The sequence below is a fragment of the Arcobacter sp. genome, from assembly GCF_050300555.1.
GTDB lineage: Bacteria > Campylobacterota > Campylobacteria > Campylobacterales > Arcobacteraceae > Arcobacter.
Map to the genome: position 1 here is coordinate 1 of NZ_JBNKXY010000002.1, position 20,219 is coordinate 20,219.

Annotated in this window: 20 protein-coding genes; 13 read left to right on the forward strand and 7 right to left on the reverse strand. The window is 29.2% G+C overall.

Annotated elements, in window-relative coordinates; genetic code table 11:
- Together ACQY5W_RS01615 and ACQY5W_RS01620 are read right to left on the reverse strand one after the other, a co-directional pair.
- Positions 1-494: aldehyde dehydrogenase family protein (locus tag ACQY5W_RS01615; RefSeq protein ID WP_428023190.1), on the reverse strand; the 494-nt coding region annotated here is incomplete at its 3' end.
- The gene (locus ACQY5W_RS01620; protein WP_428023191.1) at positions 494-2,155 is read right to left on the reverse strand and encodes an acetolactate synthase large subunit; all 1,662 of its coding nucleotides are present in this window, start codon (positions 2,153-2,155) and stop codon (positions 494-496) included. The genes ACQY5W_RS01615 and ACQY5W_RS01620, both read right to left, overlap by 1 nt.
- Positions 2,156-2,452: 297 nt before the next feature.
- Here ACQY5W_RS01620 and ACQY5W_RS01625 point away from each other — a divergent pair, with 297 nt between their 5' ends.
- Positions 2,453-3,103, forward strand: coding sequence for an HAD family hydrolase (locus tag ACQY5W_RS01625; RefSeq protein ID WP_428023192.1), 651 nt, complete (start codon positions 2,453-2,455; stop codon positions 3,101-3,103).
- A 16-nt stretch (positions 3,104-3,119) separates the two neighbouring features.
- Here the strand turns inward: ACQY5W_RS01625 and ACQY5W_RS01630 are convergent, their stop codons facing one another.
- Entirely contained in the window at positions 3,120-3,503 is a 384-nt protein-coding gene (locus ACQY5W_RS01630; RefSeq protein WP_428023193.1) for a hypothetical protein, read from the reverse strand.
- Positions 3,504-3,624: 121 nt separating this feature from the next.
- The gene (locus tag ACQY5W_RS01635; RefSeq protein ID WP_428023194.1) at positions 3,625-4,266 is read right to left on the reverse strand and encodes a LysE family translocator; all 642 of its coding nucleotides are present in this window, start codon (positions 4,264-4,266) and stop codon (positions 3,625-3,627) included.
- 164 nt (positions 4,267-4,430) lie between these two features.
- On the opposite strand from ACQY5W_RS01635, the gene ACQY5W_RS01640 reads away from it, so the two are divergent.
- The gene (locus ACQY5W_RS01640; protein ID WP_428023195.1) at positions 4,431-4,619 is read left to right on the forward strand and encodes a hypothetical protein; all 189 of its coding nucleotides are present in this window, start codon (positions 4,431-4,433) and stop codon (positions 4,617-4,619) included.
- A gap of 60 nt (positions 4,620-4,679) precedes the next feature.
- Positions 4,680-5,129 carry an arsenic resistance N-acetyltransferase ArsN2 gene (gene arsN2, locus ACQY5W_RS01645; RefSeq protein ID WP_428023196.1) on the forward strand — a complete coding sequence of 150 codons (450 nt, stop codon included), beginning with the start codon at positions 4,680-4,682 and terminating at the stop codon, positions 5,127-5,129.
- Between the two features lie 42 nt (positions 5,130-5,171).
- Here arsN2 and ACQY5W_RS01650 read toward each other — a convergent pair whose 3' ends face one another.
- Together ACQY5W_RS01650 and ACQY5W_RS01655 are read right to left on the reverse strand one after the other, a co-directional pair.
- Entirely contained in the window at positions 5,172-6,233 is a 1,062-nt protein-coding gene (locus tag ACQY5W_RS01650) for a hypothetical protein (RefSeq protein ID WP_428023197.1), read from the reverse strand.
- 127 nt (positions 6,234-6,360) lie between these two features.
- Positions 6,361-7,587, reverse strand: coding sequence for an NAD(P)/FAD-dependent oxidoreductase (locus tag ACQY5W_RS01655; RefSeq protein WP_428023198.1), 1,227 nt, complete (start codon positions 7,585-7,587; stop codon positions 6,361-6,363).
- A 166-nt stretch (positions 7,588-7,753) separates the two neighbouring features.
- On the opposite strand from ACQY5W_RS01655, the gene ACQY5W_RS01660 reads away from it, so the two are divergent.
- On the forward strand, positions 7,754-10,570 hold the full coding sequence (locus ACQY5W_RS01660) for an ABC transporter substrate-binding protein (protein ID WP_428023199.1): 2,817 nt from the start codon (positions 7,754-7,756) through the stop codon (positions 10,568-10,570).
- Here the strand turns inward: ACQY5W_RS01660 and ACQY5W_RS01665 are convergent.
- A complete protein-coding gene (locus tag ACQY5W_RS01665; RefSeq protein ID WP_428023200.1) occupies positions 10,567-10,881 on the reverse strand; it encodes a cupin domain-containing protein in 315 nt (104 codons plus the stop codon). The genes ACQY5W_RS01660 and ACQY5W_RS01665 overlap by 4 nt on opposite strands.
- Before the next feature lie 213 nt (positions 10,882-11,094).
- Here ACQY5W_RS01665 and ACQY5W_RS01670 point away from each other — a divergent pair, with 213 nt between their 5' ends.
- The 9 genes from ACQY5W_RS01670 (at position 11,095) to ACQY5W_RS01710 (ending at position 20,211) form a co-directional block, all read left to right on the forward strand.
- Positions 11,095-12,363: an O-acetylhomoserine aminocarboxypropyltransferase/cysteine synthase family protein gene (locus tag ACQY5W_RS01670; RefSeq protein WP_428023201.1), complete on the forward strand. Its 1,269-nt coding sequence runs from the start codon at positions 11,095-11,097 to the stop codon at positions 12,361-12,363.
- 10 nt (positions 12,364-12,373) lie between these two features.
- Positions 12,374-12,787, forward strand: coding sequence for an RrF2 family transcriptional regulator (locus tag ACQY5W_RS01675; RefSeq protein ID WP_428023202.1), 414 nt, complete (start codon positions 12,374-12,376; stop codon positions 12,785-12,787).
- Positions 12,788-12,914: 127 nt separating this feature from the next.
- On the forward strand, positions 12,915-13,844 hold the full coding sequence (gene cysK / locus ACQY5W_RS01680) for a cysteine synthase A (RefSeq protein WP_428023203.1): 930 nt from the start codon (positions 12,915-12,917) through the stop codon (positions 13,842-13,844).
- Positions 13,845-13,858: 14 nt separating this feature from the next.
- Positions 13,859-14,083, forward strand: coding sequence for a DUF2061 domain-containing protein (locus tag ACQY5W_RS01685; protein ID WP_428023204.1), 225 nt, complete (start codon positions 13,859-13,861; stop codon positions 14,081-14,083).
- A gap of 5 nt (positions 14,084-14,088) precedes the next feature.
- Positions 14,089-14,796, forward strand: a complete 708-nt coding sequence (locus tag ACQY5W_RS01690; protein WP_428023432.1) for a phosphoadenylyl-sulfate reductase — start codon at positions 14,089-14,091, stop codon at positions 14,794-14,796.
- Positions 14,797-14,949: 153 nt separating this feature from the next.
- Positions 14,950-15,861 (forward strand): sulfate adenylyltransferase subunit CysD, encoded by a 912-nt coding sequence (cysD, locus tag ACQY5W_RS01695; RefSeq protein WP_428023205.1) that lies wholly within the window; start codon positions 14,950-14,952, stop codon positions 15,859-15,861.
- A 1-nt stretch (position 15,862) separates the two neighbouring features.
- Entirely contained in the window at positions 15,863-17,329 is a 1,467-nt protein-coding gene (cysN, locus tag ACQY5W_RS01700) for a sulfate adenylyltransferase subunit CysN (protein ID WP_428023206.1), read from the forward strand.
- A 4-nt stretch (positions 17,330-17,333) separates the two neighbouring features.
- A complete protein-coding gene (locus ACQY5W_RS01705) occupies positions 17,334-18,923 on the forward strand; it encodes a nitrite/sulfite reductase (protein WP_428023207.1) in 1,590 nt (529 codons plus the stop codon).
- Entirely contained in the window at positions 18,892-20,211 is a 1,320-nt protein-coding gene (locus ACQY5W_RS01710; protein ID WP_428023208.1) for an aminotransferase class V-fold PLP-dependent enzyme, read from the forward strand. The genes ACQY5W_RS01705 and ACQY5W_RS01710 overlap by 32 nt, the downstream gene beginning before the upstream one ends.
- Positions 20,212-20,219: the final 8 nt, after the last annotated feature.

Here is a 20,219-nt window from a genome sequence, read left to right on the forward strand (position 1 = left end):
GTTGCTGGTTTTATTACTACTGAACAACCAACTGCAATTGCTGGAATTACTTGGTGGATTGCTAGGTTTAGTGGGTGATTAAATGCTGAAATTGCAGCTACTACACCGATTGGTTCTTTCAAGGTATATGCTATTCTATTTGCACTAGATACAGTATGTCCCATAGCTATTTGTTTACCTTCTCTTGCACCCAATGCTTCGATTGCTAGTTTTACACCATTGATTGCTCTATGTACTTCTACTTGTGAGTCTATCCATGGTTTACCACCTTCACTTGCGCATAGTTTTGTTAATTCATCTACTTGAGACGACATTATTTCTACTACTTTCTCTAGTATCTCTACTCTCTTATATGCTGGCAATGCTTTTTTTGTATCTAAAAATGTCTCACTTGCTAGGTTTATTGCTGCTTCTACTTCTTCTACACTATTAAATGGTACACTCCCTACTACTCTTCCATCAAATGGCGATGTTACTTCTATTGTTTTACTCATTACTCTGCTCCTTCTAATAATGTCTCAGCATTTTTTACAAGATCATTTAAAATAGCATGATTTAAAGAGTAATCAACTGCTAAATCAATAATATGTACACCTTTTCCATTAACACATTTATCTAATGTTTCTGTAAACTCTTCACAAGAAGTTGGTCTGTGACCTGTTGCACCATATGCTTCTGCATATTTTACAAAGTCAGGATTACCATAATCAAGCCCAAAATTATCAAATCCCATACCTGCTTGTTTCCATTTGATCATACCAAAGGCATTATCATTTAAAATAACAACTGTTAAATCTAATCCAAGTCTAACAGCAGTTTCAAGTTCTTGTGAGTTCATCATAAATCCACCATCACCACAAACAGTAACAACTTTTTTCTCAGGATGTACCATCTTAGCTGCCATTGCAGAAGGAAGTCCAGCACCCATTGTAGCAAGTGCATTATCTAACAATAATGTGTTTGGTCTAGCACATTTATAGTTTCTTGAGAACCAAATTTTATATACACCATTATCTAGTGTTAAAATATCTTCAGGGCCTAAGATATCTCTAATAGTTTTTACAGCTCTTTGAGGTAAAATTGGAAATCTCATATCACCAAAATATTTAGTTAATCTAACATTGATTGTTTTTATAACTAATTTAAAGAAATCAAAATCCCAGTGTGGTTGAGGAGATAAAGCTCTATTTAACTCTTCAATTGTTCCAGCAATATCACCAACAACATCTAAGTGTGGGAAATACGTAGGATCAACTTCTGAAGGGAAAAAGTTTAAGTGAATAACTTTACAAGCATCAGGACCTTCTTCCATAAAGAAAGGTGGTTTTTCAATTACATCGTGACCAACATTGATAATTAAGTCAGCAGTTTCAATTGCAGCGTGAATAAAGTCTTTTGCAGATAATGCAGCAGTACCTAAACATAATTTGTGATTATCATCAACTACACCTTTACCCATTTGAGTTGTAAAGAAAGGGATTCCAGAATCATTAACGAAATCTGTTAATGCGTTTCCAATTCTATTTCTATTTGCACCAGCACCAATTAAAATAAGTGGTTTTTTAGCAGCTTCAATCATTCTTACCGCTTGTAAAATAGTAGTTTTATCAGCTCTTGGATATCTTACATGTTGTACAGGATATAAATAATCAGTAGATGATTCTTCTTCAGCAATATCTTCTGGTAATTCAATATGAACAGCGCCTGGTCTTTCTGCAGTTGCAAGTTTAAATGCTTCTCTAACCATTGATGGGATATTGTTTGCGTTTACAACTTGTTTTGCATATTTTGTCATAGGTTTCATCATACCTACGATATCAATAATTTGGAATCTACCTTGTTTAGATTTTTTAATTGGTTTTTGCCCTGTAATCATTAGTGATGGCATACCACCAAGTTGTGCATAAGCTGCACTTGTTGCAAAGTTAGTAGCCCCTGGCCCTAAAGTAGAGATACAAACTCCAACTTTTCCTGTTAATCTTCCATAAGTCGCAGCCATAAATCCTGCACCTTGCTCATGCCTAGTTAAAATTAATTTTATGTTAGAAGTTCTTAGTGATTCTAAAAAATCTAAGTTCTCTTCTCCTGGAATACCGAATATGTACTCAACGCCTTCATTTTCTAAGGCTTTTACAAATAAATCAGATGCCTTCATCTCTTTTCCCTTCGTTTGTTTGTTTAAAAATTTTATTTTGATAAGTTTCTCACAAAATATGTTTAAAATGTCTTAAAATTAATTTTTCCTTATATTGAATATAAAAAAAAAGATTTTAGTTCTATTATTACACACTTTTTTAAAAACTAAATATTATAGATACTTTAAATAAAATAACTAAATTTTATTTTCTATTTATATTAAGTTTTATAATCACGCGTATTTTATTATTTTATCCTTATCTTTTATTTAGTTTTTTAATGTAAAATCATTAAAAAAGTTTAGGAAAAATAAATTATGAAATCACTCATTTTTGATCTTGATGGAACACTAATAAATTCACTTTTAGACATAGCAATTAGCATGAATAAAGTCTTAGAAAAACATAATTATCCAAGCCATAAAATAGAAAAATATAACTACTTTGTAGGCGATGGTGCCTTAGTTTTAGTAAAAAATGCCATGCCTTATAATTCTACAGAAGAAGAGATACAAAATGTACTAAAAAGTTTTATAGAAATATATGAACAAAATACTCATAATAATACCTTTGCATATGAAGGTATTTATGAGATGTTACAGAAAATTGAAGAATTAAATATTAAAAAAGCAGTTTTATCAAATAAGCCCCATAAATTTACTTTAAAATACATGGAAAATCTATTTAATAATTTTAATTTTCAAGAAATTCATGGTCAAAAAATTGATGTTCCTAAAAAACCAGACCCAACTATGGCAATAGAGATTGCTACTAAACTAAACACAAATATTGAAGATATGATTTTTATAGGTGATACTGCAACAGATATAAAAACTGCAAAAAATGCAAATATGAAAAGTATAGGCGTATCTTGGGGATTTAGACCAATAGAAGAACTAATAGATGCGGGAGCTGATTTTATAGCTCAAAAACCTATGGATATAGTAAAATATGTGTCATCTTTGTAAGATAGGACTCTCTATCTTACAACTCTACTTCAAAAAATTTCTCATCAATTTTTTTATATTCAGCAACTGAACAAGTAATCTTTGTGGCATTTTTATAATCAGCAAACTCTTTAGTAAATAACTTTTGAAGGTCACTTACATTTGCTGTTCTAAAAATAAAATACCCTAAAATATCTTTCCCCCTTGAACCTGCTTTTTCTATACCAAAACTATCAAATTTCCATTCAACACCTTTAGAAAATAAAAATACTTCACTTAATCTTTTTTCTAATTCATCACGAACACTATTGTTATACTCTTTTAGGTGGATATAAAATGCAACGTTAATATTATAATTTTCTTGTGCTAATTTCTCTTCATATTGAGTTTGTGGTTCTTGTACAATTTTTGTATTATCCATAAATAAATCCTAAGTCAAAATATATCTGTTATTATAATATGTTATACTTTTTTTTCTATAAAAGGGGAAGAGATAAGATTCCTGAAGATTCAAAAACTAACAATTAATAAAAAGCTTTTTATTAATTATTAGTTGAAACAGCTACTTTTAATCCAAAAGCAATTAACACAGAACCAACAACTCTTTCAACCACTTTTTTGTATTGGGTAAATTTTCTCAATAACATAGGATGGGAGAATAAAAAACTTACAGATATAAACCAAATTAGATGTGCAAAAGAGATAATTGTTCCGTAAACTATTTGTAACCATAATGGCGTGTTTACAGTAACCAACTGAGTAAAGATACTCAAAAAAAAGATTGTTGTTTTGGGATTTAATACATTTGTTATGAAACCAATTTTAAAGGCATTCCATCTTGACAAATCAATATCACTTTTACTCTCATTCACATCAGCTAATGATTTTGAAGTAAATGTTTTCCAACCAATATATATCAAATATGCTGCACCTAGATATTTAATTATAGAGAACAAAATAATAGAGTTAGAGATAATAAGAGCAAGACCTGCAATAGAATATGCAACATGCACCCATATAGCTATACTTATTCCAATAGCTGAATATAACCCTGCTTTTCTACTATAAAAAATGCTATTTCTTGTCACCATAACAAAATCTGCACCAGGGCTTATTGCCATGAGAACTGCTATTATACTTAATGTTATTATTTCTTGAAAATATGGAATTGATTCAAAAATCATTGCTAGCTCCTAATAATTTGCAATATTTTAACAATATTTAAATCCATAATAACTAAAATTAAATGGGTAAATACAAATTTTAAATAAAAGTAAAACTCATACAAAACTTATTAGTGATATAATAATTACTTCATAAGGATTAAATTATCGTAAGTGAGGATTAAATGAATATAGAACAAAGATTTTTGCTAAAAGCTATAGAAGATAAGAATTTTGTCTGCTTTAATTATGAAGAAAAAAGTTTTAAAGATGTTAAGGTTTTAAAATTTGAAGATGGTCTGATTTATACAAATAATGGTAACTTTGAACTTGAGAAGATTATGAAAGTAGTAATTTTAAAAGATAGGTTTTAATAAGTTCTCTTTACTTCTTTGATTTTGTTAAAACAAAAATTAATCTAAGGAATTATTTTAATGAAAAATAAAATTGAATTAATCCCATCCGAAATAAAATATTTAGAAAATGTAAAATTATTACTTCAAGAGAATGAATTGCCTTATGAAGATATTGATGTACATTTTGCTAATTTTATTCTTGCTAAAAATGAAAATAAAATTGTAGGTGCAATTGGTTTAGAAAAGTATAACAAAGTAGGATTACTTCGTTCATTTGTTGTGAATAAAAGCCTAAGAAATGAAAAAATCGGAAATAAGCTTTTAACAACTTTGTTAAACAACGCTATTAAAATGAAGCTAGAAAAAATATATTTACTCACAACAACCGCTGAAAAATATTTTTTAAATAATGGCTTTCAAATAGAAGACAAAGAAAATCTACCTTATGAAATAAAACAAACAAAAGAATTCAAAGGTTTATGTCCCTGTTCAGCTGTTGCTATGAGTTTAGGATTAGATAATTTATAGAAAATTTTATCTTGAAGACCTAAATGTCTTCACTTTTTCTTCTTATTGCTTCTTTGTTAAATTAATTTTCTTTTTCCACCTTTTTTCAATTTCATCAAATAAATCTATATAATAATTATTTAAAGATATTTTTTCATTTATCTCTAATATTTCTAGGATACATTGTCTTACATATTTATAAAGTTCTAAAAGATTTTTACTAAGTTCTTCTAATGAATATTCATCACCATGTACAATATCATTTCGAAGAGGGATAAAATTATGAAAAGATTTTTCCATTCTACCTCTATCTTTTATATTATTAGATAAAAGTTTTCCTATTTCCTTGATGTATTTTTGTAAACTTTCATTTTGATATTGTTTAAACATTGCCTCAATTGCAATCATTAAAATTGCAAAAGTTTGTTCATTATTTAAAAAAGTTTTTGCAAGTATATGATAATCAATTGATTGTTTTAAAATTCTCGAATATTGGTTGTCTTTTTGAATATTTAAATCATATATTCTATTAAAAATATTTTCAAATTCTGAATAGTCCTCATTTTTTAATCTCATTAATTTTACATCTACTAAAGGAGAAAATGTATATGGTTTTATATGAGAAGTGTGTACTTCTAAATCACCAAAAAACTTTGTAATACCTCCAAAAGCTTTTAAAGCGACATTGCTGTTAAAAGATTTACTTACATATTTATAATATCCTAGTCCATAAGGTAAAACAAGATGAAGAGTTTCTAATATAGACCTTTTTAGTATTGAATAATTAAAAACTTTTGAACTATTTTCAAAATATTCAATTGAGCTTTTATTCCCTTCAATATCACTAGTTATAAAATCAATTATCAATAAAGTTTTTGAACTTGAAGTTCTAAATATACCTATCTCTCTTTCTAAATTTTCTTCAATTATTTTGTAAAAATTCATTAATGACTCTTTATTATCTGTTTCAAGAATTTTTTCTAAATCTTTACAATAAAAACTATCACCATAATTTTTTATCTGTATATTAAATTCTATATCCCCTATTTTATTTCTATAATCAAACTCTTCTGTTTTATCAATATTATAAATTGGAATTATATATCTATCTTTTAACTTTTTCATTTGAATCCTAAAATAGTAAATTTTATTAAAGTTCAAGGCCAGAGGAGAAATTGGAATGGGAGCATACTAAAGTATGTGACTGTTTCAATTTCGACGATAACGCCGAAATTTGACAAAAGTTACTATTTTATTTCGCTAGACTTCGTCCAGCTAAGAATCCTGTTGCCCACGCGAAATGCAGATTATACCCACCTCTGTTTCCCACTACATCCAAAACCTCTCCCGCTAAATATAATCCCTCTACTTTCTTACTCTCATAAGTTTTGTTATCCACCTCATCAGTTCTTACTCCTCCTCCACTGGCTTCTGCGTGTTTGAAGCCTTGGGTGTCTGTGATTTTAAATCTCCAGTTTGTTAGAGTATTTATTAAACTTCTTATTTGTTTGGCATTTATATCTTTTGCTTTTGCCTCTTTATCTATGCCATTTATTTGACATATTACTGGGGCTAGTTTATTTGATACTATTCCTGTTAGAAGTAACACTGCATTTGCGTTTGGTAAGGTTTTAAATAGGTTTTCTATTTGTCCTAGTAGTTCATTTCTGTTGATATTTGGAAAAAGATTTATTGATACTTGTACATCTTGGTAAAGGCTTAGGGGATAAACTGCATGTTGTGAGATGTCTAGAATGGCAAATCCTGATAGACCATATTTTGTAAAAAGTACATCACCATATATTTCACACTCTTTTTTTCCATCAAGATACAAAGATACATTTGCCTCTTTTTTTATCCCTTGTATTCTTGAAGCTTGTTCAAAATCTGTATGAAGTCCTACAAGTGAGGGGTAAGTTAGGTTATAGGTGTGTCCTAGTTTTTGGGCTATATTCATGCCATCTTCACTAGCTCCTAGTTGTGGTGCTGCTCCTAGTCCTGAGCTTATTAATACTTTGTCATAATCTTTGAACTCTTTGTTTTCACTTTTTATTATAAATTTATTATTTTGTTTTTGTATATCTATTACTTTTGTCTCTAGGATTAGATTTACGCCTAAATTTTCTAGTTCATTCTCTAACAAATTTACTACTGATTTTGCTTCATTTGATAGGGGATATACTTTGTTTGTCTCTTTTATATCAAGTAAGAGTCCGATACTTTTACAAAACTTTTCAAAGGCTTTATAATCAAACTCTTTTAAGGCATATTTTACAAACTCTGGATTCTCTCCTATATAGTTTTCTACTCTTGCATTTGTATTGGAGATATTACATCGTCCATTTCCACTTGCTAGTATTTTTTTGCCTATTGCATTATTATTATCAAAGAGGTCTATTTTTAAATTTTTGTTTAGTCTTTTGGCAGTGATAGCAGATATTATTCCCGCTGCCCCTGCTCCTATTATTGCTATTTTCAAACTATGCCTTTATCTTTATGCTTTGGATTATACACTTTTTATGTTTTGAAAAAAGAAAGCTATAACTTTTACAAAATCTTTAAATTTAAATATCTTTACCAATTCTTTATTTAATTATTATTTATTTAAAGTTATTATACACAGACAAATTTATAGAAGAACATAAATGAACATTAAAAAATATATCCTCTTAATAACGCTATTTTTTTCTCCACTTTTTTCTGATGAATTAAAACAAATATCTTTACAACTCCAATGGAAATATCAATTTCAATTTGCAGGCTTTATTATGGCAAAAGAAAAAGGTTTTTATAAAGAAGAAGGATTAGATGTAAATATAAAAGAGTGGAAAGATGGAATTGATATGGTTAATGAAACCGTATTGGAAAAATCTGAATATGCTATTGCTAGACCAACTTCTTTAATAGATATATCAAAAGGTTCAAAAATATACTTTTTAGCTGCCATTTACCAATCTTCACCTTTAGTAATACTTGCAGATAAAAAATCTGGAATAAAAACACTGGAAGACTTTAAAAACAAAAGATTAATGTCAACAGGAGATTTAAATAGTGATGCTTCATTGCTTTCTATGATGTTTTCTCAAGGGGTCAATCGAAATAATATAACTATGCAAAAACCCTCTTTCAATGTAAAAGATTTACTTAATAATAAGACGGACTTATTAGCAGCATATATTTCAAATGAACCCTTTGTTCTAAAAGAACTTGGAGGAGAACCAATAATTTTTAATCCAAAGGATTATGGTTTTGATTTTTATAATGATATTTTAATTACAAGTAAAAATTATCTAAATAAAAATCCAAAAGAAGTAGAAAATTTCACTTATGCTTCACTAAAGGGATGGGAATACGCATTTTCAAATATTGAAGAGACAGTTGATATCATTCTAAAAAAATATAACACTCAAAACAAAAGTAGAAATGCCCTTCTATATGAAGCAACTGAGCTAAAAAAACTTGCCTATAATCAAACTAATAAAATAGGAGTTTTAGATAAACGTAAAATAGAAAGAATATATGATGTTTACAAACTTTTAGGGCTAGCTAAAGGCAATATAAACTTTGATAAAATCATCTATAATTTTTCTCCCCTTAATCTATCAATAGAAGAAAAAAATTACCTAAAAAATAAAAAAAGCGTTACTATGTGTATTGACCCCAATTGGATGCCCTTTGAAAAATTTGAGGATAATAAACATATTGGATTAAGTGCTCAATATTTTAAAATATTTAGTGAAAAATTAAATATTAAATTCAAAGTCATTCCAACAAACACTTGGGAAGAGTCACTATCATTTGCTAAAAATAGAGTTTGTGATATTTTATCTTTAGCAGCTCAAACACCTTCAAGAGAAAAATGGTTTAACTTTACAACCCCTTATTTAAAACTTCCATTAGTAATAGTTACTAAACTAAATGTTCCATTTATAAATGATATCTCTACTTTAAAAAATAAAAAATTAGGAATCCCAAAGGGTTATGCCTTTGCTGAAATTATGAGAGATAAATACCCTTATTTAAATATAGTAGATGTAAAAGATATTGATGATGGACTTAAAAAAGTTAATAATGGAGAGTTATTTGGATATTTGGGTACCATAGCAACCATTGAATATACCTTCCAAAATAAATATTTTGACGAACTTAAAATTGCAGCGAAGATAGATGAAGTTTCAGAACATGGTGTTGCTGTTAGAAAAGATGACTTTTTACTTTTAAGTGTTTTAAATAAAACAATAGAGAGTCTAAATGCAGAGCAAAAACAAAATATTTTAAATAAATGGGTTTCTATCACATACAAAAAACAAACAGATTATAGTTTGATTTTTGGAATTCTCATTATCTCATCTATTTTAATTATATTTTTCTTATATAAACAATTCTTTTTAAAAAAATCAATTAAAGAGTTCCATGAATTAATTGATGCAACAATGGAAGGTTTAATTATTTCTAAAAACAGTATTTGTGTAGATGTAAATCAAAGTGCCTTAGATATTTTAGGCTTTGACTCAAAAAAAGATATGATAGGTAAACATATCCTCGAATTTGTTAGCAGTGAATCAAAAAACAATGTTGCAAAATATCTTAAAATAGATATTTCAAGTCCCTACGAAGCAATTATCAAAAGAGAAGATGGAAGTAAATTTTTTGCATTGGTTAAAGGGTACACCATAAAAAACAAAAAATTGCGAATATCAAGTTTTATCGATATAAGTCAATTGAAAAATCAAGAAAAGATGTTAATTGAACAATCAAAAATGGCAGCATTAGGAGAGATGCTTTCAAATATTGCTCACCAATGGAGACAACCATTAGCAGCTATATCAGCTTCATCTACAGGAATGATACTTCAAAAAGAGCATAATATATTAAGTGATGAGTCTTTTTTTAGTTCTTGTACTGCTATTAATAATTATGCTCAATATCTATCTAAAACAATTGATGATTTTAAAAACTATGCAAAAGGTGATACCCAATCAAAAGAGTTTAACTTAAAAAATGAGACAGAAAAATTCCTAATACTTGTTGATTCAATCATCAAACAACATAATATAAAAGTTGATTTAATATCTGATGAAGAGATACTTATTAATGGTTTCCAAAATGAACTTATTCAATGTTTCATAAATCTTTTTTATAATTCAAAAGATGTCTTTATCCATAAAAATCAAGAAAAAAAATATATCCAAATCATCCAAAAAGCTGATAAGAATTTTGTAACTATAATATTCAGAGATAATGGTGGTGGAATCTTAGAAGAGGCTCTAAAGAAAATCTTTGAACCATATTTTACAACAAAACATAAATCCCAAGGAACAGGTTTGGGACTTCATATGACTTATAACCTAATAGTAAATAGTATGAAAGGAACAATTTCAGCAAGAAATGTCAACTTTCCCTATGAGAAAGAGATATTTCAAGGTGCAGAATTTACAATTATACTTCCATTAAATCACTAATAAAAAATAGCTAACCAAATACTTGGCTTATCTAAGGAAGTATATTTTATTCGATGTTTTGTTCTTGATTTTATATCAATAAAATCACCTTTTTTAAGAGTTATTTCTTCATTTTCAAACTCTAAAATTGCTTCACCCTCTAAAAGTAATACAAACTCATTTTCATCTTGATCATACCAAAAATTTTCATCACTTATTTGACCATTTGAAACTATTCTTTCTACTCTGATATTTTTATCTCTTAATATTTTTATAAATTCTTCATTATTTTTGTCAACATTAATATTGTCAAATATGTTTTTAATATCCATTTTCTCTCTTTTCATAAACTATAGTGTTTTTATCAAGATTAATATCAAATTAAAAATCAATTTTATTAAACTTTACAAGTACCTTTAAATAGGTATTCTAAAGAATTTATAAAACCAAAGTAAATTAATCATTATTAAATTACTTGACATTGAATAAAAAATATATTACAATTTCACTATATAATTTAATATGATATACAAAAAGGAATAAATATGCAACAAGATACAATTGCAATTCACGCTGGTTATAACAAAAAAGAGGGATGGGGAACAATGAATGTACCTATTGCTCAAACTACTGCTTTTGCATTTAGAGATGCAGAACATGCAGCAAATTTATTTGCCCTTAAAGAGTTAGGTTCAATCTATACAAGACTTACGAATCCTACTACTGATGTATTAGAACAAAGATTTGCACAACTTGAAGGTGGAGCTGCTGCTATTTGTGTAGCTTCTGGGCAAAGTGCAATTTTTTATGCTATTGCAAATGTAGCAAGTGCAGGAGATAATATCTTAATCTCAAATAAACTTTATGGTGGAGCAGTTACACTTTTAACTCATACAATTAAAAGATTTGGTATTGAAGCTAGAGTATTTAACGTATCAGATGCTTCAAACTTAGAAGAACAAATTGATGATAAAACAAAAGCTATTTTCTTTGAATCATTGTCAAACCCGCAAATAGCTGTTGCTGATGTTGAAGGTATAGTTGAAATTGCTAAAAGAAAAGGTGTTTTAACTGTATGTGATAATACAGTTGCAAGTGCTGATTTGTTTAACCCAATTAAATGGGGAGTTGACGTTGTTGTTCACTCTACTTCAAAATATACAAATGGTCAAGGAAGTGCTATTGGTGGAATTATTGTAGAAAGAGATGGATTAGCAGAATTTTTTAAAGAAAATGCTTCTAAATATACAGAATTTACACAGCCTGATGAATCATACCATGGTTTAGTTTATGTGGATGTTCCACTTCCAAACTTTTGTTTAAGAATCAGACTTGCACTTTTAAGGGATATTGGAGCAGCACAATCTCCACATAACTCTTGGTTATTACTTCAAACTATTGAGACTCTATCTTTAAGAATGGAAAAACACTCAAATAGTACATTAGAAGTTGCAAAATTTTTAGAATCTCATCCAAAAGTAAAATCAGTAAATTATCCAGGATTAGAGTCTAATGCAGATTATGCAAAAGCACAAAAATATTTTAAAGGTGGTAAAGCATCTGGTTTATTATCTTTTGAAGCTGAGTCTTATGAAGCAGCTAAAAAAATAATTGATAGTGCAAAACTATTTAGTGTAGTTGTAAATATTGGTGATAGTAAATCACTAATTGTACATCCAGCTTCTACAACTCACTCTCAAATGAGCGAAGAGGAACTTGCAAAAGCAGGTGTTAATCCAACAACAGTTAGGCTTTCTATTGGATTGGAAGATCCAAAAGATTTAATTGAAGATTTAACACAAGCATTAAATTAGGTACGAGATTATGCCTTTAATCTCTTCAAAAGGTGTGTATGGACTTGCTGCCATGCACGAGTTACTTCAAAATGAAGAAAACAAACCAATGCAAATTAGAGAAATATCAGCTCGTGCTGATATCCCTCAAAACTATTTGGAACAACTTCTAGGAAAACTAAGACATGCTGGATTTGTTACAAGTATTAGAGGCTCAAAAGGTGGCTACATGTTAGCTAGAGATGCAAAAGATATACTTATAAAAGATATCATTATTGCTTTAGAAGATGATATAAAAATCATTGATACAAAGAGTAATAATCCTATTTTAAATATATTTTTTGATGAAACAAAAGAAAAAACGAAAAAGTTGTTTAACTTGTCACTGAAAGATTTAAAACAGTATCAAGATAAATATAATCAATATCTACACTATAGTATTTAAGTAAAGCTTTATTCTTAAAGCTCTTTAGGTTTTGCTACTTTTAAGGATTTTTTATAAATCCTGCTAAAAAGTAGATAAATATGAAAAGGTTCCCTTTTAAAGAGGAACTATTTAAAAGGAGAAAAAGATGAAATATGCAAATAATGTAACAGAATTAATTGGAAATACGCCACTGGTAAAATTAAACAAAGCAAGTGTTAATGGAACAACTGTTTTAGGTAAATGTGAATTTATGAATCCTTCACATTCAGTTAAAGATAGAATTGGATTTAACATGATTGAAGATGCTATCAAAGCTGGAAAAATAGTAAAAGGTACAACTGTAATTGAGCCTACAAGTGGAAATACTGGTATTGCATTGGCTTCTGTTTGTGCAGCAAAAGGAATTAAATTAATCCTTACTATGCCATCATCTATGAGTATTGAAAGAAGAAAACTTTTAAAAGCTCTTGGGGCACAAATTGTATTAACTGAACCAGAAAAAGGTATGAAAGGTGCAGTTGAAAAAGCTGCTGAATTAAGTGAAGCACTAGATAATTCTATTGTATTACAACAATTTGCAAACCCTGCAAACCCTGATATTCATAGAAAAACTACTGCTTTAGAAATTTTAAGAGATACAGAAGATAAAGTTGATATTTTAGTTATTGCAATTGGAACAGGTGGAAGTATTACAGGTATTTCAGAAGTTGTAAAAGCTAAAAATCCAAATGTAAAAGTAGTTGCTGTTGAGCCTACTGATTCTCCTGTATTATCAGGTGGTAACCCAGGACCTCATAAAATCCAAGGTATCGGAGCTGGATTTATTCCTGCTGTATTAAATACAAAAATTTATGACGAAATTGTAAAAGTATCAAATGATGATGCAATGGAAACAGCTAGAAACTTAGCAAAAGATGAGGGATTATTAGTTGGTATTAGTGCTGGTGCAAATGTTTTTGCATCTACACAAATTGCTCAAAGAGAAGAAAACAAAGGTAAAACAATAGTTACTATTCTTTGTGATACAGGTGAAAGATATTTAAGTACACCTTTATATCAATTAGATGATGAATAGGATTTTATAAAAATATGGCAGAAAAAGCTTATAGATCTGTAGCTAAAACCATTTCGTGGCGAACAGTAGGAACACTAGATACAATGATTATCTCATATTTTATTACAGGCAACCTAGTGATGGCTGCCTCTATTGGTTCTATTGAAGTTATTACGAAAATGGTTTTATACTATTTTCACGAGAGAGCTTGGAATAAAATCTCTTTTGGGAAAATTAAAGAACCAGATTATCAAATTTAGGGAAAATTGAAGTGTTAGAAAAAGTAAATGAATTAAATGAAAAATTAAAAGATAATAGTGCTGAAGAAATTGTAAAGTTTTTTTTAAATGAATATAAAAATGATGCAGCACTATCATCTAGTTTTGGAGCAGAAGACCAAGTTTTAACACATATGATGTTAAAATTTGACCAAAATGCAAATATCTTTACGCTAGATACAGGGAGACTTCCTATTGAAACATATAGTGTAATGGATAATACAAATTTAAAATATAATATAAAAGTAAATGTATTTTTTCCAAAAAGTGAAGATGTTGAAAAACTTTATAAAAGCCAAGGAATCAATGGTTTTTATGAATCTATTGAAAATAGAAAAGCTTGCTGTAATATAAGAAAAATCGAACCACTTAAACGTGCTTTGAAACCCCTAAAAGTTTGGATTACAGGTCTTAGAGCATCTCAAAGTGTTACAAGAGTTGATATGCCATTGGTTGAATGGGATGATAATTTTCAAGTTATAAAAGTAAATCCTCTTATTTCTTGGAGTGAAGAAGATGTTTGGAACTTCATAAAAACAAATAAAGTTCCATATAACAAACTTCACGACCAAGGATATCCAAGTATTGGATGTGCTCCATGTACAAGAGCAGTAAAAGAAGGTGAAGATATTAGAAGTGGAAGATGGTGGTGGGAGAACCCAGAACATAAAGAGTGTGGATTACACGCAAAATAAGAAACTTAAAGCTTTGTTCTCAAAGCTCTTTAGTTTTTCTCGAAGAGAGAATAAATTCAGGCTACTTTTAAGGATTTTTTATAAATCCTGCTAAAAAGTAGATAAATATGAAAAAGGTTCCCTTTTAAAGAGGAACTATTTAAAAGGAAAATAATGATTAGTAAAGAGAGATTAACACATCTAAAACAACTTGAAGCTGAATCAATTCATATTATGAGAGAGGTAATTGCAGAATTTCAAAACCCAGCAATGCTTTATTCTGTTGGAAAAGATTCTTCTGTAATGTTACACATTTTACAAAAAGCTTTTTATCCAGCCCCTCCACCACTTCCTTTAGTACACGTTGATACAAAATGGAAGTTTAAAGAGATGATTGAGTTTAGAGATAGACGAGCAAAAGAAGTTGGAATGGAACTTATAGTTTACTCTAACCCAAAAGGTGAAGAGATGGATATTTCACCTTTTAAACACGGTTCTGCTTTACATACAGATATTATGAAAACTGAAGGTTTAAAACAAATGCTTGATATCCAAAAATTTGATGCAGTTTTTGGTGGAGCTAGACGTGATGAAGAAAAGAGTAGAGCAAAAGAGAGAATTTACTCTTTTAGAGATGAAAACCATAGATGGGATCCAAAAAACCAAAGACCAGAACTTTGGAATATTTATAATGGAAGACACACAAAAGGTGAGTCTATTAGAGTTTTCCCAATATCAAATTGGACAGAGCTTGATATTTGGCAATATATCTATTTAGAAGAGATACCTATTCCTGATTTATACTTCTCAAAAGAGAGAGAAGTGGTAGAATATATGGGTACAAAAATCATGGTTGATGATGAAAGAATGCCAGAAGAGCTTAGAAAAACTGCTAAAAAAGAGAAAGTTAGATTTAGAACACTTGGTTGTTATCCATTAACTGGTGCAGTAAATAGTGAGGCAACAACATTACCTGAAATTATTCAAGAGATGTTGATTTGTACAACAAGTGAAAGACAAGGAAGATTGATAGATAGTGATGGTGAAGCATCAATGGAGAAGAAAAAACAAGAGGGGTATTTTTAAGATGGCACACCAATCAGATTTGATAGCTGAAAATATTGAGCAATATTTAAAAGAACATGAAAACAAAGAGATATTAAGATTTATAACTTGTGGGTCTGTTGATGATGGGAAAAGTACTCTAATTGGAAGATTACTTTATGATTCAAAGATGATTTTTGAAGACCAATTAGCAGCAATAGAAAAAGATAGTAAAAAAAGTGGAACTACTGGGGATAAGATTGACTTAGCACTTTTAGTTGATGGACTAGCAAGTGAGCGAGAACAAGGTATTACTATCGATGTTGCTTATAGATTCTTCTCAACAGAAAAAAGAAAATTTATCATAGCAGATACTCCAGGACATGAACAATATACAAGAAACATGGCAACAGGTGCTAGTACAGCTGATGTGGCGATTATCTTAATTGATGCGAGACAAGGTGTTTTAACACAAACAAAAAGACACTCTTTCATAGCTTCACTTTTAGGTATCAAAAACCTTATTGTTGCAATAAATAAAATGGATTTAGTTGACTTTAGCCAGAAAAGATTTGAAGAGATAAAAAAAGATTATCAAGAGATTATTCCTAATCTTCCACATAATACTGATATTAATTTTGAGTATATTCCAATCTCTGCACTAGATGGTGATAATATTCTAACAATTTCGCCAAAATGTTCTTGGTATAAAGGTCTTCCTCTTATGGAATTGCTAGATACTATATCTATCCATAAAGATGAAAATGATGACTTTAGATTACCTGTTCAATATGTTAATCGACCTCATCTTAACTTTAGAGGATTTAGTGGAACAATTGCAAGTGGTAAAATTTCTGTTGGTGATGAAATCACAGTACTACCTTCTAGAAAAACATCAATTGTAAAATCAATAGTATCAAATGATATTAAAGATTTAAGACCAATTGGAAAAGATGAAACTGTTGAAACAATGGAAACAGCATTTGCTCCTATGGCTACAACTATTACACTAAAAGATGAAATAGATATCTCAAGGGGTGATATGATAGTAAAATCAAACTCTATACCACAAGTATCAAATAAACTTAGTGTTATGGTTGTTTGGATGGATGAAAAACCACTAGAACTAAATGGAAACTATATTATTAAAAGAGCAACTTCTGTTATTAATGGAACATTTAAGTCTATTGAGTATAAAAAAGATATCAACAGCTTTAAAGAGATGTCAGCAGAGACTTTAGAGCTAAATGATATTGCGAAATGTACTCTATCTTTGGATAGACAAATTGCAGTTGACCCATATAATGAAAATAGACATACAGGAAGTTTTATTATCATAGATAGATATACAAATTCAACTGTAGGTGCAGGTATGATTGTATCTTCTGTTAAAGATGAAACTACAAACAAAGAAGAAAAAATAAAAAAATATACTCAAGCCGAGGTTGAGCTTAATGAATATATAAGAAAAAATTACCCAGAATGGGGATGTAAAGAAATTTTAGGATAGCACGATGGAAAAAGAGACTGCAGCTCAAAGAGTAGAGAGAATAAAAAAAGAAAAAAATGGACTAGATGTATTAAAAGATATATATCTTTATGCTGTTTTAGGTGAGAAGATAAATCCAGAAGATATTGATAGATTTAAATGGTATGGTTTATATACTCAAAATAGAAATCTTCAAGATGAATCTGATGAAACTTTGTACTTTATGTTAAGAGTAAAACTTGAACATGGAGCTATGAATCTAGAACAAATGAGAGAAGTATCTGCACTTTCTAAAGAGTATGCAAGAGGGACTGCTGATTTTACAACTAGACAAGATATCCAATTTCACTACATTCAAGTAAAAGATTTACCTGAAATTTTTAGAAGATTAAATGAAGTTGGATTATCAACTGTTTTTGCAGCGGGAGATGTTCCAAGAAATGTTATAACTTGTCCAGTATCAGGAATAGAGCATGATGAAATTTATGATGTTAGACCAATAGTTGATAAAGTAAATGATTACTTACGAGGAAACAAAAACCTATCAAATCTTCCTAGAAAATATAAAATAGGAATAAGTGGTTGTCACAAACATTGTATGGGACATGAAATACAAGATTTATCATTTACTGCTGTTGTTTGTGATTGTACTGAAAAAATACTTTTTGATGTAAGTGTTGGTGGAGGATTAGCTTCAAACAAACAAATTGCAAAACACATTGGATTTGTTACGCCTTCTCAAATTTTACCAATTGTAAAAGCTGTTAGTACAATATATAGAGACCATGGACTTAGAGAAAATAGAAGAAAAGCACGACTTGGTCACTTAATAGATGAGTGGGGAATAGAAAAATTCAAAGAAGAAGTTGAAAATAGATCAAAAATAACGTTTAAAGAAGAAAAAACGGTATCTTATACTCCATATGCTAGAAGACAACACTTTGGAATCCAAGATTCAAAAGAAAAAGAGAGATCATATATTGGATGTGCAATAAATGGTGGTCATATTGGAGCACAGGGATTAGAAGATTTAGCAAATATTTTAGAAAAACATGGTGCAACAACAATTAAAACAACTACAACTCAAAACTTTGTAGTAAAAGATGTTCCAACAAAACATGCACAAGCTTTGGCTGATGAACTAACAACTATTGGAGTTGATTATAAACCAAGTCCATTTAAAGCAAGAACTATTTCTTGTACAGGATTAAACTTTTGTAAATTTGCAATTTCAGAAACTAAAAACAAAGCCATAGAACTTGCAAGCCATTTAGAGAAAAAGTTTCCTGATTTTGAAGAGACTGTATCTATTTCAGTAAATGGTTGTCCAAACTCTTGTGCACATCCACATATTGTAGATATAGGATTACTTGGTTTAAAAGTTAAAAATAAAGAAGGAATTACTGTTCCAGGATTTGAACTAATTATTGGTGGTAATTTAGAAGGTAGCGAATCATCATTTGGTGAAAAAACAAAAATCAAGTTTTTACCAGAAGAAGCTGAAAGTATAGTTGAAAATATTATTCAAAAATACATCGATAGTGGTGAAAAAAATCTACATAAATTTTTAAAAGAGAGAATAAATGACGAAGAATTTATTTCGTCCCTTCATTAATCAACATACAGAAAAACTTCAATTCATAAAGTATGGAACAATAGGTAAGCACAAAAGTGCTTACTTTGACTATACCGCATCAGGTCTTGCTTTTAGACCTATTGAAAATCGTATTTATGACATGTTAACAACCTATGCTAATACCCACTCAAAAGAATCAGGTATGGCTAATCAAACACATAATTACTATGAGCAAGCCTTAGATAATCTAAAAACATCTTTAGAATTAAATGATGACTTTGAAATCATACCTAGTGGTTGTGGTTCAACTGCTGCAATTAAAAGATTTCAAGAGTTATTGGGACTTTATATTCCTCCTGCTACTAAAAAAAGATTAAATATAGATATTGATAAATCAAAACTTCCCCTTGTAATAGTAGGACCTTATGAACATCACTCAAATGAAATAAGCTACAGAGAAGCCATGTGTGAGACTATAAGAATTGGACTTACAAATGAGGGCTTAGTAGATTTAGAAGAACTTGAAGAAGTTTTAAAACAAAACCAAAATAGAGAACTAATTGGCTCATTTTGTATAGCTTCAAATGTAACTGGAATAGTAACTTGTTATAAGGATATTTCTAAAATATTAAGAAAATATAATGCCAAAGTTTGTTTAGATGCAGCTGCTTCATCATCATATATGAATATTGACTGTAATTATTTTGATGTCATGTATTTATCTCCTCACAAACTTTTAGGAGGGCCAGGCTCTTGTGGACTTCTAATTATAAAAAAAGATTTAATTGACCCTGGCTTATCTCCAACCTTTGCAGGAGGAGGAACTGTTACTTATGTAAATAAAACTACAGTTGAGTATGAAAATGATTTAAGAGCAAGGGAAACAGCTGGAACACCTGGAATTATCCAAGTTATAAAAGCAAGTCTTGCTTACCAATTAAGAAATGAAATTGGTTTTGATTTTATTTTAAAAAGAAAAGATGAGTTATTGTCATATTTTTTAAATGAATTAAAAAAAGTACCAAATATAATCATCTATGGAAATCAAAGATCATACAATATAGGAATAGTATCTTTTAATATAAAAGATTTAGATCCCTATAAAATCTGTGAAAAAATATCAACCGATAATGGGATTCAAACCAGAGCTGGGTGTTCATGTGCTGGACCATATGGACATGATTTATTAAACTTTAACGATAAAGATGAGCTTGATAAAAAACCAGGTTGGATAAGAGTCTCTATTCACTATTCTCAAACAATAGAAGAAATCGATAATTTAATAGTTGCCATAAAACAAACTATAAGTAATTTAACCCAATCGTAACTCATTTG

Bases quoted from the DNA above. Each gene is read 5' to 3' on its own strand.
- ACQY5W_RS01675 (WP_428023202.1), top strand. From the start codon at position 12,374: ATGCCTTTAATCTCTTCAAAAGGTGTGTATGGACTTGCTGCCATGCAC.
- arsN2 (WP_428023196.1), top strand. From the start codon at position 4,680: ATGAAAAATAAAATTGAATTAATCCCATCCGAAATAAAATATTTAGAA.
- ACQY5W_RS01660 (WP_428023199.1), top strand. From the start codon at position 7,754: ATGAACATTAAAAAATATATCCTCTTAATAACGCTATTTTTTTCTCCA.
- ACQY5W_RS01685 (WP_428023204.1), top strand. From the start codon at position 13,859: ATGGCAGAAAAAGCTTATAGATCTGTAGCTAAAACCATTTCGTGGCGA.
- cysK (WP_428023203.1), top strand. From the start codon at position 12,915: ATGAAATATGCAAATAATGTAACAGAATTAATTGGAAATACGCCACTG.
- ACQY5W_RS01665 (WP_428023200.1), bottom strand. From the start codon at position 10,881: ATGGATATTAAAAACATATTTGACAATATTAATGTTGACAAAAATAAT.
- ACQY5W_RS01705 (WP_428023207.1), top strand. From the start codon at position 17,334: ATGGAAAAAGAGACTGCAGCTCAAAGAGTAGAGAGAATAAAAAAAGAA.
- cysD (WP_428023205.1), top strand. From the start codon at position 14,950: ATGATTAGTAAAGAGAGATTAACACATCTAAAACAACTTGAAGCTGAA.
- ACQY5W_RS01630 (WP_428023193.1), bottom strand. From the start codon at position 3,503: ATGGATAATACAAAAATTGTACAAGAACCACAAACTCAATATGAAGAG.
- ACQY5W_RS01710 (WP_428023208.1), top strand. From the start codon at position 18,892: ATGACGAAGAATTTATTTCGTCCCTTCATTAATCAACATACAGAAAAA.
- ACQY5W_RS01635 (WP_428023194.1), bottom strand. From the start codon at position 4,266: ATGATTTTTGAATCAATTCCATATTTTCAAGAAATAATAACATTAAGT.
- ACQY5W_RS01670 (WP_428023201.1), top strand. From the start codon at position 11,095: ATGCAACAAGATACAATTGCAATTCACGCTGGTTATAACAAAAAAGAG.
- ACQY5W_RS01620 (WP_428023191.1), bottom strand. From the start codon at position 2,155: ATGAAGGCATCTGATTTATTTGTAAAAGCCTTAGAAAATGAAGGCGTT.
- ACQY5W_RS01650 (WP_428023197.1), bottom strand. From the start codon at position 6,233: ATGAAAAAGTTAAAAGATAGATATATAATTCCAATTTATAATATTGAT.
- ACQY5W_RS01640 (WP_428023195.1), top strand. From the start codon at position 4,431: ATGAATATAGAACAAAGATTTTTGCTAAAAGCTATAGAAGATAAGAAT.
- cysN (WP_428023206.1), top strand. From the start codon at position 15,863: ATGGCACACCAATCAGATTTGATAGCTGAAAATATTGAGCAATATTTA.
- ACQY5W_RS01625 (WP_428023192.1), top strand. From the start codon at position 2,453: ATGAAATCACTCATTTTTGATCTTGATGGAACACTAATAAATTCACTT.